At 74.9% G+C, this 16,128-nt stretch carries 12 protein-coding genes; 5 read left to right on the top strand and 7 right to left on the bottom strand.

Annotation, left to right across the window (positions count from 1 at the left end; translation table 11 throughout):
* The first annotated feature begins 59 nt into the window (after positions 1-59).
* Both ACZ402_RS04595 and ACZ402_RS04590 read left to right on the top strand, forming a co-directional pair.
* Positions 60-1,100 carry a LysM peptidoglycan-binding domain-containing protein gene (locus ACZ402_RS04595; RefSeq protein ID WP_375824243.1) on the top strand — a complete coding sequence of 347 codons (1,041 nt, stop codon included), beginning with the start codon at positions 60-62 and terminating at the stop codon, positions 1,098-1,100.
* A gap of 28 nt (positions 1,101-1,128) precedes the next feature.
* Positions 1,129-1,725 (top strand): Rv3235 family protein, encoded by a 597-nt coding sequence (locus tag ACZ402_RS04590; RefSeq protein WP_375824242.1) that lies wholly within the window; start codon positions 1,129-1,131, stop codon positions 1,723-1,725.
* Between the two features lie 100 nt (positions 1,726-1,825).
* Here the strand turns inward: ACZ402_RS04590 and secA are convergent, their stop codons facing one another.
* The 7 genes from secA to mtrA all read right to left on the bottom strand — a co-directional run bounded on the left by secA (position 1,826) and on the right by mtrA (position 12,578).
* Complete coding sequence (gene secA / locus ACZ402_RS04585; RefSeq protein WP_375824241.1) at positions 1,826-4,885, bottom strand: preprotein translocase subunit SecA; 3,060 nt, start codon at positions 4,883-4,885, stop codon at positions 1,826-1,828.
* 243 nt (positions 4,886-5,128) lie between these two features.
* Positions 5,129-6,361, bottom strand: a complete 1,233-nt coding sequence (locus ACZ402_RS04580) for a winged helix-turn-helix domain-containing protein (protein ID WP_375824240.1) — start codon at positions 6,359-6,361, stop codon at positions 5,129-5,131.
* A gap of 134 nt (positions 6,362-6,495) precedes the next feature.
* Complete coding sequence (gene hpf, locus ACZ402_RS04575; RefSeq protein WP_047232136.1) at positions 6,496-7,149, bottom strand: ribosome hibernation-promoting factor, HPF/YfiA family; 654 nt, start codon at positions 7,147-7,149, stop codon at positions 6,496-6,498.
* 188 nt (positions 7,150-7,337) lie between these two features.
* Positions 7,338-8,192: a ComF family protein gene (locus ACZ402_RS04570; RefSeq protein WP_375824239.1), complete on the bottom strand. Its 855-nt coding sequence runs from the start codon at positions 8,190-8,192 to the stop codon at positions 7,338-7,340.
* Between the two features lie 107 nt (positions 8,193-8,299).
* Positions 8,300-10,060 (bottom strand): LpqB family beta-propeller domain-containing protein, encoded by a 1,761-nt coding sequence (locus ACZ402_RS04565; RefSeq protein WP_375824238.1) that lies wholly within the window; start codon positions 10,058-10,060, stop codon positions 8,300-8,302.
* Positions 10,057-11,898, bottom strand: coding sequence for an MtrAB system histidine kinase MtrB (gene mtrB / locus ACZ402_RS04560; RefSeq protein WP_375824237.1), 1,842 nt, complete (start codon positions 11,896-11,898; stop codon positions 10,057-10,059). Before mtrB ends, ACZ402_RS04565 begins: the two co-directional genes overlap by 4 nt.
* Positions 11,895-12,578: an MtrAB system response regulator MtrA gene (gene mtrA, locus ACZ402_RS04555; RefSeq protein WP_047232133.1), complete on the bottom strand. Its 684-nt coding sequence runs from the start codon at positions 12,576-12,578 to the stop codon at positions 11,895-11,897. Before mtrA ends, mtrB begins: the two co-directional genes overlap by 4 nt.
* Before the next feature lie 241 nt (positions 12,579-12,819).
* On the opposite strand from mtrA, the gene ACZ402_RS04550 reads away from it, so the two are divergent.
* The 3 genes from ACZ402_RS04550 to ACZ402_RS04540 are packed head-to-tail and all read left to right on the top strand — an operon-like array spanning position 12,820 to position 16,081.
* Complete coding sequence (locus tag ACZ402_RS04550) at positions 12,820-14,169, top strand: hypothetical protein (protein ID WP_375824236.1); 1,350 nt, start codon at positions 12,820-12,822, stop codon at positions 14,167-14,169.
* Entirely contained in the window at positions 14,166-14,840 is a 675-nt protein-coding gene (locus ACZ402_RS04545; RefSeq protein WP_375824235.1) for a DUF4129 domain-containing protein, read from the top strand. The genes ACZ402_RS04550 and ACZ402_RS04545 overlap by 4 nt, the downstream gene beginning before the upstream one ends.
* Complete coding sequence (locus tag ACZ402_RS04540; RefSeq protein ID WP_375824234.1) at positions 14,837-16,081, top strand: DUF4350 domain-containing protein; 1,245 nt, start codon at positions 14,837-14,839, stop codon at positions 16,079-16,081. Before ACZ402_RS04545 ends, ACZ402_RS04540 begins: the two co-directional genes overlap by 4 nt.
* The last annotated feature ends 47 nt before the right edge of the window (positions 16,082-16,128 follow it).

Genomic DNA, 16,128 nt, shown 5'->3' with positions numbered 1-16,128 from the left:
ACGACATCAAACGACGTCAAGAGCCGTCCTCGACGGACGGCCACGCAGGGGGCACACCGATGGACCGTCGCACCGCCGTACCCGCGCGAGCCGGAGGAGTCACCGTCCTCCTCGCGCTCCTCCTCGTCATGAGCGGTGCCGTCTCGGCGCTCGCGCTGCGCGCCACGCACCTCGTGGGCACCCTCCCCGGCACCCGCCCCGAGCCCTACGTGGAGCTTCTCGCCGTGGCGCTCGGGGCCGCGGCGGCCACCTGGGTGGGGGTCAGCACGCTGCTCGGCCTGGGCTGCGTGGTCGTGCGCGCGCTGGGCCGCTCGTGGGGAGCGGGCGAGCGGCTCGTGCTCCGCGTGGCACCGGCCGTCGTCCGCCAGGCCGTGCGGGCGGGCGTGGGGCTGACCGTCGGCGCGGGCCTCGTCCTCGCCGGAGGGACGGCGCAGGCCGCCACCACCCCCGACGCCGACCCCGGCGTCGTGGCGGTCGACCTGGGCTGGCAGACCTCGGCGCCGGCGACCGAACCTGTCGGGCCCGCGCAGCCTGCTCCCCTCCCGACGGACGAGTCGGCCCCCGCGGCGCCGCACACCCGCTCCGCGCCGCCGACGACCGCAGAACGGCCCGGGCCGGCGGTCTCCGCCCCGGCCGCGCAGCCCTCCCGCCCCGACGCGGTCGTGCCGGACGCGCCGACGACCTCGTCGGCTACCCCAGACGTGCTGGACCTGCCGGACTCACCGAGCGCGCCGAGCGCCGTGCCGAGCATGCCTTCTACCGGGGAACCGGCGGGCGCGACCGCCCCCGGCACCGCGACGACCGAGACCTCGGCACCCGCAGCACCCGCACGCGCGCCCGAGGGCCGGAGCGCCACGACCGAGCAGCGCGACGCCGCGCTCACGGTCGTGCGGGACGTCGCCCCGGACGGGCCGCCCGAGGTCGTCGTCGTGCGCGGCGACTCGCTCTGGTCGATCGCCGCACGCCACCTGCCGGACGGCGCGTCCGACACACAGGTCGCCGACGCGGTGCAGCGCTGGTACGCCGCGAACGTCGAGGTCGTCGGGGACGACCCCGACCTCGTCCGCCCCGGCCAGGTGCTCGTCGCACCGAGCGCCTGACGACCGCCTGCCACGAAGGAGCCCGACCGTGACCGCTCCCCTGCTGACCACCGCGGACGTCCAGCTCGCGACCAACGTCGCCGCCCCGTCGCACCGCCGGGCCGCCCCCGCCTCGCCCGAAGGGCCCGCGCGACCCGCCCGCTCCACGAGCGTGCCCGCCGACCCGCCCGCTCGCCTGCTGCGGTGCGTCGGCGAGCGCCCCGTCCCGACCGTGGACCTGCGCGACATCGCGACCGCGCGGGCACCGCAGCACGTCGTGCGGGGACGTCCTCTCGCGCCGCCGACGGCGCCGCTCCCGCTCCCCGACCCGACGGCCCTGTGCTGCGCGGTCGTGCGCGCCGCCGTCGAGGTCGTTCGCGGCGAGCGCACCGTGGGGCAGCTCGCCCGGTGGGTGTCTCCCGAGATCTACGAGACGCTCGCCCGACGGTCGCGCCTGGTCGCCGACGGTCCACGCCCCACGACGACCCGGCCCGTCACCGTGCGCCGCGCCCGCGTCCTGCGGATCGGCGACGGCGTCGCGGAGGGCACCGTCGTGGTCGAGGACGGTGACCGCGTGCGGGCCGCCGCGGCGCGGCTCGAGGCGCGCCGGGGCACGTGGCGCGTCGTCGCCCTCGAGATCGGGTGACCGACCGCCCTCGGGGCCGACGACGGCGGGGCGCGCCACCCCTGGTGGCACGCCCCGCCGTCGTCGGTCCCGTCACGGCGCAGGCCGGACGGGGCGAGGATCACTCCTCGTTCTGACCGTGGCAGACCTTGTACTTCTTGCCCGAGCCGCACGGGCACTGCGCGTTGCGCGGCGTCCCGGGGAACGTGCGACCGTCGCTCTCGACCGCGCTCGCCTCGCCGTGCAGCGCCCGGCGCGAGCGCCGGCTCGCGTCGCCCGAGACGACGGCCTGGCCGGTGCCGTCCTCGCTCGGCGCGCTGTACGACAGCGGCACCTGACGGTCGGGGCCGTCGAGGCCCTTCGCGATGAGCGTCCCCGGGCGGTCGCCGCGCGGACCGCCGAACGCCGCCGGGGTCGTCACCGGGACGGGCTCGGCCTCGACCGGGGCGTCCTGGGTCGGGGCGTCGGCCGCCGCAGGTGCGTCCGCGACGGGAGCGTCCGCCACGGGGGCGTCCTGCGTCGGAGCAGCGGCCTGCTGGGCCGCCGCCGCGAGTCCTGCCGCAGCACCGGCCGAGGCCGCACCGGCCGCCCCGCCGAGCGCCTGGCCGGCCGCCGACTGAGCCGCCTGCGCCGCGTCCGCGACCGAGATCGCCGCGGCCTGGCCCGGTGCCGCGCCCGGCTCGGCGACCTTGACCTCGAGGTTGAAGAGGTACCCGACCGTCTCCTCCTTGATGGCCTCGGTCATCGCCTGGAAGAGCTGGAAGCCCTCGCGCTGGTACTCGACCAGCGGGTCGCGCTGCGCCATCGCGCGCAGCCCGATGCCCTCCTTGAGGTAGTCCATCTCGTAGAGGTGCTCGCGCCACTTGCGGTCGAGGACCGAGAGCGTCACGCGGCGCTCGAGCTGGCGCATGTTCGCCGCACCGAGCTGCTCCTCGCGGTTCTGGTAGGCGATGCGGGCGTCGGAGAGGATCTCCTCGAGCAGCAGGTCCTGCGACAGCCGGGTCTCTCCGCCCGCCTGCTCGACGACCTCGTCCGGCTCGATCGAGATCGGGAAGACGGCCTTGATCGCGGTCCACAGACCGTCCAGGTCCCACTGCTCCGGGTTGCCCTCGGCCGTCGCGCCCTCGACGTACGCGGTGACGACGTCGGTGAGGAAGTGCTGCACCTGCTCCTGCAGGTCCTCGCCCTCGAGCACGCGACGACGCTCGTCGTAGATGACCGTACGCTGGCGCGACAGGACGTCGTCGTACTTGAGGACGTTCTTGCGGATCTCGAAGTTGCGGGACTCGACCTGGCCCTGCGCGCTCGCGATGCCGCGTGTGACCATCTTCGACTCGAGCGGCACGTCGTCGGGGAACCCGGCGCGGTTCATCATCGACTCGGCGAGGGTCGAGTTGAACAGGCGCATGAGGTCGTCCTGCATCGACAGGTAGAACCGCGACTCGCCCGGGTCGCCCTGACGGCCGGAACGACCGCGGAGCTGGTTGTCGATGCGGCGCGACTCGTGGCGCTCGGTGCCGAGCACGTAGAGACCGCCGAGCTCCCGGACCTCGTCGTGCTCCGCCGCGACCGCGGCCTTCGCCTTCTCGAGCGCGTCGGGCCAGGCGGCCTCGTACTCCTCCGGGTTCTCCGCGGCGTCGAGGCCGCGCGCCGCGAGGTCCGCGACCGCCATGAACTCGGCGTTGCCGCCGAGCATGATGTCGGTACCACGGCCGGCCATGTTCGTCGCGACCGTCACGGCGCCCTTGCGGCCCGCGAGCGCGACGATCGAGGCCTCGCGCTCGTGCTGCTTCGCGTTGAGGACCTCGTGCGGCACGCCCTGCTTCTTGAGCTTGGACGACAGCAGCTCGGACTTCTCGACGCTCGTCGTGCCGACGAGCACCGGCTGGCCCTGCGCGTGGCGCTCGACGATGTCCGCGACGACCGCGTCGAACTTGCCCTCCTCGTTCTTGTACACGAGGTCGGGCTGGTCGACGCGCTGCATCGGCCGGTTCGTCGGGATCGGCACGACGCCGAGCTTGTACGTGCCCTGGAACTCGGCCGCCTCCGTGTCCGCGGTACCGGTCATGCCCGAGAGCTTGGAGTACAGGCGGAAGTAGTTCTGCAGCGTGATCGTGGCGAGCGTCTGGTTCTCCGCCTTGATCTGCACGCCCTCCTTGGCCTCGATGGCCTGGTGCATGCCCTCGTTGTACCGGCGGCCGGGCAGGATGCGCCCGGTGTGCTCGTCGACGATCATGACCTCGCCGTTCAGCACGACGTAGTCCTTGTCCCGCTTGAAGAGCTCCTTCGCCTTGATGGCGTTGTTGAGGAAGCCGATGAGCGGCGTGTTCAGCGACTCGTAGAGGTTGTCGATACCGAGGTAGTCCTCGACCTTCTCGATGCCCGGCTCGAGCACGCCGACGGTGCGCTTCTTCTCGTCGACCTCGTAGTCGGGCCCCGGGTTCAGGCGTCGCACGACCTTCGCGAACTCGCCGAACCAGCGGTTCGTGTCGCCCGACGCGGGACCCGAGATGATGAGCGGCGTGCGCGCCTCGTCGATGAGGATCGAGTCGACCTCGTCGACGATCGCGAAGTGGTGGCCGCGCTGCACGAGGTCGTCGGTGGACCACGCCATGTTGTCGCGCAGGTAGTCGAAGCCGAACTCGTTGTTCGTGCCGTACGTGATGTCCGCGGCGTACTCCTGGCGACGCTGCGCGGGCGTCTGCCCGGACAGGATGACGCCGGTCGTCAGGCCGAGGAAGCGGTAGACGCGGCCCATGAGCTCGCTCTGGTACTTCGCGAGGTAGTCGTTGACCGTGACGACGTGCACGCCCTTGCCCTCGAGCGCGTTGAGGTACGCGGCCGTCGTCGCGACGAGCGTCTTGCCCTCACCGGTCTTCATCTCGGCGATGTTGCCGAGGTGCAGCGCCGCGCCGCCCATGAGCTGGACGTCGAAGTGCCGCTGACCGAGCGTGCGGCGCGACGCCTCGCGCACCGCGGCGAACGCCTCGGGGAGCAGGTCGTCGAGGGACTCGCCGGCCTCGAGGCGCGCCTTGAAGCGGTCGGTCTCCTCCCGCAGCTCCTCGTCGGTGAGATCCTCGAAGCCCGGCTCGAGCTTGTTGACCTGGTCGGCGAGGCCGGACAGCTTCTTGAGGATCCGGCCCTCGCCGATGCGAAGGACCTTGTCGAGGATCGAAGGCACGCAGGACTCCCGTATCGATCGGTGCCCGGGCCGGGTGGTCCGGGAGCAGCGCCGACGCTCTGCCGCGCGGGCGCGCACGGCAGCGGACGTCGGCAACGTCACACAACATCGTAGGCGAGTCGGAGCGACGTCGGACCCGCCCGGGTTTCGCCGACGACGAACCTCGCCGGCGAGACCCGCGCCAGCCTACGACGACGGGGCCCGCTCCGGCGGACCGCCCACCGTCCGCGGCGGGCGTCACGGTCAGGCGGCCGCCACCTCGGCCGCGAGGGCCGGGGCCAGGTCGCCCGACGCGGCGACGTCGACCTCGGGCACGCCCAGCCACCCCCCGAGCACCCGCAGCTCGGCGGCCAGACGGGCCGCCGTCTGCTCCCCCGCCGCCCGCTCACGGTGCGCCGACAGGACCCGCAGCACACCCGCCCGCCGGTCGGCCTTGAGGTCGACCCGCGCCGTGAGGTCCTCGCCCTCGAGGAACGGCAGGACGTAGTAGCCGTGCACCCGCTTCGGAGCCGGCACGTAGATCTCGATCCGGTAGTGCACGTCGAACAGCCGCTCGAGCCGCGTGCGCTCGAACACGAGCGGGTCGAACGGGTTGAGCAGCGTCGTCGCCGTCGCCCGACGCGGGAGCGCGGCGTCGGCGTGCAGGTAGGTCGGCTCGTCCCAGCCGCGCACCGTCACGCGCCGCAGCGTCCCGGACTCGACGAGCTCGTCGAACGCCGTGCGGACCGCGGGCCCCCGGAGCCGGAAGTAGTCCTTGAAGCAGCGCAGCGTCCCCACCCCGTGCGCCCGGGCGCCGATCTCGAGCAGGGCGCGCACGGCGTCGGCGTCCCCGACGGGCGGCGCCGCGACGACCTCCGGCGGGAGCACGCGCTCCGTGAGGTCGTAGCAGCGCTCGAACGCACCGTTGCGACGCGCCGAGGTGATCTCGCCCGTGAAGAAGAGGAACTCGAGCGCGCGCTTGGCGACCGTCCAGTTCCAACCCCACTGCGACCGGTCCCGCGGGTGCGCGCGGCCCTCGGCCTCCAGGATCTCGTGCACCTCGCTCGCCGTGATCGGGCCGCGTTCCGTGACGAGGCGACGCACGTCCGCCACCGCCTCGGAGTGGCTCATCTCCACCGCGCTGATCGTCCCCCACGCCTCGGTCCGGTACCGACGGCGGCGCCACTCCAGCAGCGGCCACGTGCTCGGCGGGACGTACGACGCCACGTGCGCCCACGTCTCCACGAGCCGGCGCGGGGCACGACCTGCCGCGCGGTCCAGCAGCGCCGTGTCGTACGGGCCGAGGCGCGCGTACAGCGGCATGAGGTGCGCCCGCGCGAGCACGTTCACCGAGTCGATCTGCAGCAGCCCGAGGCGGTCGATCACGCCCTGGACCTGCCGCATCGTCGGCGCCCGCCCGTCGGTGCCGTCGTACGGACGCGCGCGGTGCAGCCCCTGCGCGGCGAGCGCGACACGGCGCGCCTGGGACAGGGACATCGACTCGGACCTCGACGGCGTGGCGACCACCCCCCGATCCTGCCCGACCCCACCCACACGCCGCCCCGCGGTCGGCCGGGTGCGGACAGCGCGACGCGCCCGGACCCTGAGGGGTCCGGGCGCGTCCGTGAGGGTCAGGCGGTCTTCTCGACCGCGGCGTCGGCGCAGTCGCAGGACGTGTCGAGCGCGACGACCCCGTAGGTCCAGCCCCGGCGCCGGTAGGCGACGGACGGACGGGAGGTCTCGACGTCGACGAAGAGGAAGAAGTCGTGGCCGACCATCTCCATCTCGTACAGCGCGTCGTCCACGGTCATGGGTTCCGCGGAGTGCAGCTTCTGCCGGATGACGACGGGCGAGTCGCCGAGGGTGGTCTCGACGGCCTCCCCGGGCTCGCTGGGCGCGGTCGGCGCCGGCGGCGGGGGTGCGGCGTGCGTGGCCGGGTCGTAGGGGCGCACGTCGACGGGCGGCACGACCGTGTGGTTGCGGTGGTCCTTGCGACGGTCGCGGGCACGGCGCAGGCGCTCGGCGAGCTTGTCCATCGCGAGGTCGAGGGCGCCGAACCGGTCGTCTGCCGCTGCCTCGGCGCGGACGACGGGTCCCTTGGCGCGGACGGTCAGCTCGACGCGTTCGCGAACCCCGGAGAGCCTCGGGTTGTTCTCGTGGGTGACCTCGACGTCCACGCGCTGCGCGGTGGGCGCGAGCTGCTGGACCTTGGCGAGCTTGTCCTCCACGTGCCGGCGGAAGCGGTCTGCCACTTCCGTGTGCCTGCCGACGACGACGATCTCCATGTGAGCCTCCGCGAGGATCTTGTGCGGCGCCCGGCCGGTGCGTCCGAGCGCCTCGTTCGGATTCGGTAGGAGCACCCGTTCCCAGGTGCGGTGGGCTACCACCTCCTTGCGGCGCGAGGCCGCGCGCTCGGTACGCTCGCGCGGCGTCGGACGTGCCCAGCACCTCCGTCGTCCGCGGCGACTGGCCCTCAGACTAACCCGCGTCCCGGGGTGTCGGCAGCACCAACGGGAGGTGAACCGGAGGACCTTCGGCCCCACCCTCCCGACGGCGTGCCACCCGTCTCCCCCGGCGCCTGCCGACGCGTCGACGGCGCGGGCGTCGCGGCCAGCACGACGGCTCCCAGCACGGGCATCCCGGCGCGGGCGAGGGCGGTCTCGCACGCGGCGAGGGTGGCCCCGGTGGTGAGGACGTCGTCGACGAGCAGGCACGGGAGCCCCTCCCGGACGGCCTCCCGCGCCCGCCGTCCGGTCACGGGTCCCGCCGCGAGGCGGACGGCCCCGAGGCGGGCGCCACGCGCCCGGGAACCGAGCCCGACCTGGTCGCGGACCGGTCCCCGCTGGACGAGCAGGGGCACCGTCCGCGTCGGCGTCCCCGAGGTGACGAGTCCCGCGGCGACGGCGCGCGCGAGCACGGTGACGGGGTCGCGCCCGCGCGTCCGACGCGCCGCGGCCGACGTCGGCGCGGGCACGACGAGGACCGGCCCCGCCAGGGCGCCGGGGCGGCCACCGAGGAGCCGGCCCAGCGCGACGCCCGCCCGTCGCGCGACGGTGCCCAGCGGGCGGTCGAGGTCGGCCCGGCCACGGTCCTTCCAGGCGACGACGACGCCGCGCACCGGCCCCGCGTAGTGCGCCGGGGCCCAGACGGGGAGGGGCGCGACGCCGTCGAGCCGGTCGAGGCGGGGTGCCGCCTGCTCACGCCGCCGCAGCGGGGCGTGCAGTGGCGCGAGGCAGTCGGGGCACCACCGGACGTCGGGACGGTCGCACCCGGGGCACGCGACCGGCAGCACGAGGCGCGCGGCGTCGTCGAGAGCACGGAGGAGCACCGGACCAGCATGCCCGCGGCGCCGCCTGCGCGCGGGCGCGGCGGCGGGCCTGTGGACGACGGCCGGCCTGTGGTCGGGCCCCGACGACGGCGAGACCGCGGCCCCGGTCAGCCGGGGTACGTGGGCAGGCGCACCTCGGTCGCGACCTTCGTCCAGAGCGTCGACGTGCCCGCGGCGTAGAGGCTGCTGTCGCTGGTCCCGACCAGCGTCGTGGCGATGCCCGTCGCCGAGGCGAGGGACACGGCGTCCTCGACCGGTGACGAGGCCATCGTCGGACCGCCGACGGGGACGCGCTGCACCACGGGGTCGGACGTCCCGACGGTGCGGCCGAGCACCCCGAGCAGGGCACGGTCCACCCACGTGACCTGGGTGGCGGCGAGCACGGGCTGCCCCACGCGGACCGGCTCCGAGAGCTGGGTCGGGCGGCCTGCCTCGTCGCGGACGATGCCGGCGACCTGGATCTGCGCCCCGCTCCCGGCGTCGCTCACGACGGCGACCCGTGCGCCGTCCGGCGCCACGCGCACCGACATGATCGTGCGGCCCTCGAGCCAGGGGGCCGCAACGGTGGAGACCGCCGCGTCGGACCCCGCCTCGCGGAGGTCGACGACCTGGAGCGTGCCCGCCTGGACCTGCGGCCCGCTCCACAGGTACTGGAAGCGGTCGATCGTCGGCGCGAGGAGGTTCGACCCGCTGAGCAGCGTCGTCGGCCCGGACTCCGCGGTGGGTGCCGTGACGATGCGTCCGCCCCCGTCGCGGACCACGTACGCCGCGTCGGAGGACCGTCCGCGGAACGCGAGGGCGGTGGGCTGGAGCCCGGTGAGCGGCGCGGCGGACGCGACGGCCTTGGTCGTGCGGCCCTCGAGGCTCATGATCTGGTCCCCGGACAGGACCACGGGGTCGTCGGGGGTGGTCGCGACGCCGATGGTCGGGACCTCGTCCGCGGAGAGGGTGGAGCCGCCCACCCCGGTCGTGATCTCGACCCGTCCGCCGAGGGACGCCTGGAGCTGGGCCAGCAGGAGGGCGCGGTCGGCGGGGGACGCCTCCGTCACGGGCTCGTTGAGCGGCACGATGACGGCGCCCTCCCCCGGCGGGACCGAGTCGATGCTCAGCGCGGTGCCCTCGGGGGCGACGGTCGCCACGGAGCCCGCGAGCCACTCCGAGGGACCGCGCAGCGTCTCGCGCACCGCGAGCGCCTGCCAGTTGCGGCTGGGGAACCAGCGCGCGTCGGGCACGAGGTAGGCGCGGTCGATCGTCGGGAAGTAGAGGTTGACCTGCTTGTACGTCTGCGCGAAGCTCGCCTCGGTGATCGTCAGGCCGTCGTCGACGGCGTCGATGCGCCACTGGTCGTCGTCGTCGCGCACGAGCCCGTACGAGATCTCGATGGTCTGCCCGGGGGCCTGCTCGGTGTAGACACCGTGCTCGTCGACGGTGCCGCTGAGCTCCGCGGTCGTGCGGACCGTCGTGGTCCCGTCCTCGAGCGTCGACTCGTCCACGACGAGCTCCGGCTCGCCCGCGAGGATCGCGACCTGCGCGAGCGGCGACCACTCCTCCTGCACGTCGGACGTGAGGAACTCCGAGGCGACGTCGAACGAGCTCCGCGCGCCCTGGGCCTGCGCCGCGAGGAACCCCTGGACGATCTGGGTCGGCGACGCGTCCCGGATCGGGGCCGCGGCGCTGACGAACGGCTGGCCCGGGTCCTCGGGGGTGGCCTGCCCCTCGGTGACGGGTCCGGAGGTCGGGATCGAGGCGCACGCGCCGAGCGCGGCGACGAGCGCCGTCGCGAGCCCGGCGGCGAGCGCGTGCCCGGCCCGCCGCCGCAGAGCCCGACGGCGCGGGGTCCGACGGCGCAGGGTCCCGGTCGTGGTCATCGCGCCTCCTGCACGTCGTCGCTGGCCAGGTGCCCCGGGCCGTCGCCGGGTCCGGGCTCGGCCCCTCTGCCGGGGTGCCCGGCCTGCTCGCGCGGCAGGACGACGGGGATGCCGCCCGTGACCGACGGGAGGTCGGCAGGACCCGCCGTCCCCTCGACGTCCTCGACGACGGCGGTCGTCGCGCTCCACTCGGCGGGGAGCCCCCGACCGGCCGCGGCCTCGGCGACGAGCGGCAGCGGCGAGGACTGGAGCCGGATGCCCGCACGTCGCGGGAGCGTGAGGCGGAAGCTCGCGCCGCGGCCGGGACGCCCCCACGCCTCGAGCCAGCCGCCGTGCAGGTGCGCGTCCTCGAGCGAGATCGCGAGGCCGAGGCCCGTGCCGCCGGTCGTGCGGGCGCGCGCGGGGTCCGCGCGCCAGAAGCGGTCGAAGACGTGCTGGACCTCGTCCGGGGTCATCCCGACGCCGTGGTCGCGCACCGTGATCGCGACGGCGTGCCCGTCGCCCTCGACCGTGATCTCGACGGGCCGCTCCTCGGCGTGCTCGATCGCGTTGACGACGAGGTTGCGGACGATGCGCTCGACGCGTCGCGGGTCGATGTCGGCCGTGACGGGCTCGTCCCCGAGGTGGACCGACAGCCACACGCCCTTGCGCTCGGCGAGCGGGGCGGCGTGGTCGACCGCGGCGTTGACGACGTCGCGCAGGTCGCGCCGCTCGGCGTCCAGGACCGCGGCACCGGCGTCGAACCGGCTGATCTCGAGCAGGTCCGCGAGGAGGTCCTCGAACCGGTCGAGCTGGGCCTGCAGCAGCTCGGTCGAGCGCTTCGAGACGGGGTCGAAGTCCTCGCGCGAGGAGTACAGCACCTCGGACGCCATACGGATGGTCGTCAGCGGCGTCCGCAGCTCGTGGGAGACGTCGGAGACGAACCGGCGCTGGAGCATCGACAGCTCCTCCATGCGCCCGATCTGCTCCTGCAGACCCTGCGCCATCTCGTTGAACGAGTGCGCGAGCGACGCCATCTCGTCGTGCCCCTTGACCGGGAGCCGCTCGTCGAGGCGACCGTCGGCGAGGCGCTCCGCGACGGTCGCCGCCTGCCGCACGGGCAGCACGGCCTGGCGCGTGACGAGCGCGGTGATGCCGACGAGCAGGGCGAGCAGCACGAGCGCGCCGACGAGCAGCACCGACTGCAGGAAGCGCAGCGTCTCCTGGTCCGCCTTCAGGTCGTAGAGGTAGTAGAGCTCCCATGTCCCGGCGACGGGCACCTCGACCGTCGAGCCGACGACGATGCCCGGCACGACCGGCGAGTCCGGGTCCGCCGGGTCGACCGGGATGGCGACCGACTGGAGGTACTGCTCGCCGTCGGCGGCGACCGTCGCAGCCCGCATCTCCGGGGTCACGAGGTCGGTGAGCTGCGGGTTCGTCGACAGGTCGAGGAACCCGACGGTGCTCGACCCGCCGGCCTGCCAGAGGAAGACGTCGCGCGACGAGCCCGTGCTCTGCAGCATGGAGAACAGGTCGAACAGCAGCGACTGCGCCTCGGTCGCGTTGGCCGCGGGCGACGCGTCGAGCGTGTTGCGCGCCTGCTGCGTCGACTGCGCGCTCTCCAGGTCGACCTCGTCCGCGCGCCGCTCGTAGAGCCCGTCGCGCATCGCGTCGGTGAGGTAGGCCCCCAGCGCGCCGACGGTGAGGACGCCCACGACGAGCGCGGACGTGACGACGCGCAGCTGCATCGAGGAGCGCCAGCGCCACACGACGCGGCGGGCGGTGGCGCGCACGCGGCGCCGGACCCGGCGCCAGAGCCCCCGCCAGCGCCCGTCGGTGGTGCCGGCCGTCGCGCTCACGTGCGGGTCGCGCCCGCCTTGTACCCGACGCCGCGGACGGTCAGCACGATCTCCGGGTTCTCAGGGTCGTGCTCGATCTTCGAGCGCAGGCGCTGCACGTGGACGTTGACGAGGCGCGTGTCCGCGGCGTGCCGGTAGCCCCACACCTTCTCGAGGAGGACCTCGCGCGTGAACACCTGCCACGGCTTGCGCGCGAGCGCGACGAGCAGGTCGAACTCGAGCGGCGTGAGCGCGACCTGCTCGCCGCCGCGCGAGACGCGGTGGCCCGTCACGTCGATCTCGACGTCGCCGATCGACAGGTGCTCGGGGGCGGGCTCCTCCGTGCGGCGCAGGCGCGCCCGGATGCGGGCGACGAGCTCCTTGGGCTTGAACGGCTTGGAGATGTAGTCGTCGGCGCCCGACTCGAGCCCGAGCACGACGTCGACCGTGTCGCTCTTCGCCGTGAGCATGATGACGGGCACGCCCGACTCGGCGCGGATGAGGCGGCACACCTCGGTGCCGTCCTTGCCCGGGAGCATGAGGTCGAGGAGCACGAGGTCCGGCTGGGTGCTGCGGAACGTCTCGAGCGCGAGGTCGCCGTCGGCGCAGAAGACGGGTTCGAAGCCCTCGGAGCGCAGGACGATCCCGATCATCTCGGCCAGAGCGGTGTCGTCGTCGACCACGAGCACACGAACCTTCATGCGGACATCTTGCCATCGACGGGCCGCCGCTCGGAGCGGCCCGACGCCCGCGGCGCGGGTGAACCCGCCCGGCCGTCGCCCGGTGCCGACCCGTCGTGCAGCCCCGCCGTGCCGGCAGGACGCGGCGGGCCGCGACCGCCGTCGCGCAGGGCCGCGTACTAGGGTGGCCTCGCCGCCGTCGCCCGATCCTCGCACGGCGGCCAGGAACGACGCCCGAGCCGACCCGGGGGACCACGAGCACATGAGCACACCCGACACCTCCGGCACGCCGGACGGTGCCACGCCGGACCCGACGGCGGCACCCGGTCCGACCACGCCCGTCGGACCCGTCCCGGGCGACGACGCCGGCTGGGGAGCCCCCGCGTACGGCGCACCCGGCTACGGTGCGCCGGGCAGCCCCGCCCCGCAGCAGCCCCAGCCCCAGCCCCAGTACGGCCAGTACGCCCCCGGGTACGGGCCGGGCCAGGTCCCGACGGCGGACCAGCCGCCCGCGCCCGCCGCACCCGGCGGGTGGGGGCAGCCGCAGTACGGCCGGTCCGCGCCGCAGCCCCCGGGCGGGTACGGCCAGCCGGGCTACGGGCAGGGCCAGTACGGCCAGCAGCAGTACGGCGCACCCGGCTACGGCCCGCCCGCCGGGTTCGCGGGCGCGCCCTACGTGCCGCCCGCCGCGAAGCCGGGGATCGTCCCGCTGCGCCCGCTGTCGCTCGGCGAGATCTTCGACGGCGCGTTCGGCGCCATCCGCCACAACCCGCGCGTCATGCTCGGCATGAGCTCCCTCGTGGTCGTCGTGGCGACGATCCTCGGTGCCCTGCTCGGATGGGCATTCTCCGGGTACGTCGCGGACTTCCTCCTCAGCGTGCCCTCCGACTCGGGGCTCGGGGGCATGGAGAACGAGTTCGCGGTCATGTACGCGAACCTCTACGGCACGGCGCTCACCACCGGCCTCGCGACCCCGATCGTCAGCGGCCTGCTCACGGTGTCGATCGGGCAGTCGGTCATCGGGCGCAAGGTGTCGGTCGGGGAGGTGTGGTCGCAGGTCGGGCGCCGGGCGTGGTTCCTCATCGGGTTCTCGCTCCTGTTCAGCCTCGGCTGGGCGGTCCTGGTCGTCCTCGCCGTCCTGCTCGTCGTCGCCGGGTTCGCCGTCACGACGTGGCTCGGGGTCACGCTCCTCGTCGTCGCCCTTCCCGGCCTGGCCGTCCTCGGCGCGTGGCTGTGGATCCGGACCGTCCTCGTCCCACCCGCGCTCGCCCTCGAGGGCCAGCCCTTCTGGGCCACGGTGAAGCGCTCCTGGCTGCTGTCTCGCGGCAGCTACTGGCGGCTCTTCGGCATCCTCCTGCTCGCCTACATCGCGATGGGCTTCGTCGCGCAGATCCTCGTCTCGCCGTTCAGCCTCGTCGGCGGCGTGCTCATCGGCGTCGGTCAGGGCTTCGCCGGGAACGCCCTCATCACGCTCGGTGTCGCCGTCTCCACGATCGCGACCGCGCTGTTCCTCGGGAGCGTCGTGGCGCTGCTCTACATCGACGTGCGCATGCGGCGCGAGGGCCTGGACGTCGAGCTCGCCGCCGCGGCGAACGCGCAGCCGCCCGCATGACGCTGCGGTCGCTCGCGGCCGACGTGCCGGTGCAGCCCGGCGCCGACGAGGCGCGCCGGTGGCTCGTCGAGGAGCTCGCGAAGCCCGAGTACCGCACGGAGCCGTCGCTCCTGCAGCGGTTCCTCGAATGGCTCCAGGGGCTCTTCGACGGCGCACCCACGATCGACCTGGGCGGCCCGCTCACCGCCGTGCTCGTCGTCGCGGTCGTGCTCCTCGTGGCCGGCATCGCCTACTGGGTCGCGGGCCCGGTGCGCCTGTCGCGCCGCGCGACGTCGTCCGTCGTGGTGCACGACGACGACGCGCGGACCGCCGCCGAGATGCGCGCGGCGGCCGACGCCGCGGCGTCCCGGGCCGACTGGGCGACCGCCACGCTCGAGCGCTTCCGCGCCGTCGTCCGCTCGCTCGAGGAGCGGGCCGTCCTCGACGCCCGTCCCGGGCGCACCGCGTGGGAGGCCGCCGAGGCCGCGGGCGAGCGCGTGCCCGACGTCGCCGACGGCCTCGCCCGCGGCGCGCACCTGTTCGACGACGTCGCCTACGGCAAGGCCGCCGTCGGGCCCGAGGCGGACGCGTTCCTGCGGGCGCTCGACGAGCGCACCCTCGCGACGCGCCCCGCCCTGCGGCCGGAGCTCGCGACGACGGCCGCCCCGACCCCGGACGGTGACGACGCGTGAGCACCACGACGTCCGCGCCTCCGTCCGGGGACGGCCCCCGGGCCGTCACGACGGCGCACGTGCCCGTCGTCGGCGACGGCACGACCGCCGGGTCACGGGCCCGGAGCCGGTGGCGACGCGCCCGCTGGCCCGTCACGGTGGTCGTCGCGCTCCTCGTGCTCGCCGGCCTGTCCGCGATCGCGCGCCCCACGACCTCGGCCACGCCCCTGGCACCCGACAACCCCGGCCCCGACGGCGCGCGCGCCGTCGCCGAGGTGCTGCGCGACCAGGGCGTCGAGATCACGTACGTGACGACGGTCGCGGACGCGGTCGCGGCGTCCGCCGACGGGGGGACCCTGCTCGTCGCGCAGGGCGACTTCCTGCTCGACGAGCAGGTCGACGCGCTCGTCCGCACGCCGACCGACCTCGTCCTGGTGGCTCCGCCCGACTTCCTGCTCTCGTCCGCGACCGACGACGGCGCGGAGCTCGCCTACGACTGGGGGTCGGGGTCGTCCGCCCGGTCGGCACGCTGCGACGACCCGGCCGCGGAGGCGGCCGGAGCGCTGCGCTCCGACGGCGTCGGCTTCCTCGCGCTCGACCGGACGACCGTCCTGTGCTTCCCCTCCGCCGACGACCCGTCGATCGGCGCCTACCTCGTGCACGAGACCGACGAGCGGAGCGTGCGCGCCGTCGACACGACCGCCGTGCTGCGCAACGACTCGGTCACCGACGACGGCAACGCCGCCCTGGCCCTGTGGACGCTCGGTGCGCACGACCGCCTCGTGTGGCTCGTGCCCGACCCGTTCGACACGTCGCTCGGCGGCGGCGAGGACGAGCAGACCCCGGCGCTCTCCCTCCCGCCGTGGTTCGGCGTCGTCGCGCTCCAGGTGCTCGTCGTCGCGCTCGTCGTCGCGCTGTGGCGCGGCCGCCGGCTCGGCCGGCTCGTGACGGAGGACCTGCCGGTCGTCGTGCGCGCGGCCGAGACGACGCGCGGCCGGGGCCGCCTCTACCGGCGCGCCGGGGCGCGCGGGCACGCCGCCGCCGGGCTGCGCGCGAGCGCCGCGGACCGGCTCGCGAGCCGGCTCGGCCTCCCGCGCTCCGCCGACGCGCCCGCCCTCGTCGACGCGGTCGCCCGCGCGACGGGCCGCCCGGGCGAGCAGGTCGCCCAGCTGCTGTACGGACCACCACCCGCCGACGACGCGGCGCTGCTCGAGCTCGCGCGTCACCTTGACCGGATCGAGAGCGAGGTCTACCACTCGTGACGCACCACCCCGACGGCTCCGTGCCGCAGCCCGACCGCTACGCGCCG

Source organism: Cellulosimicrobium sp. NPDC030954 (assembly GCF_055571305.1).
Note: the sequence above shows the minus strand (reverse complement) of the source record. Positions and strands in the feature narration are given on the sequence as shown.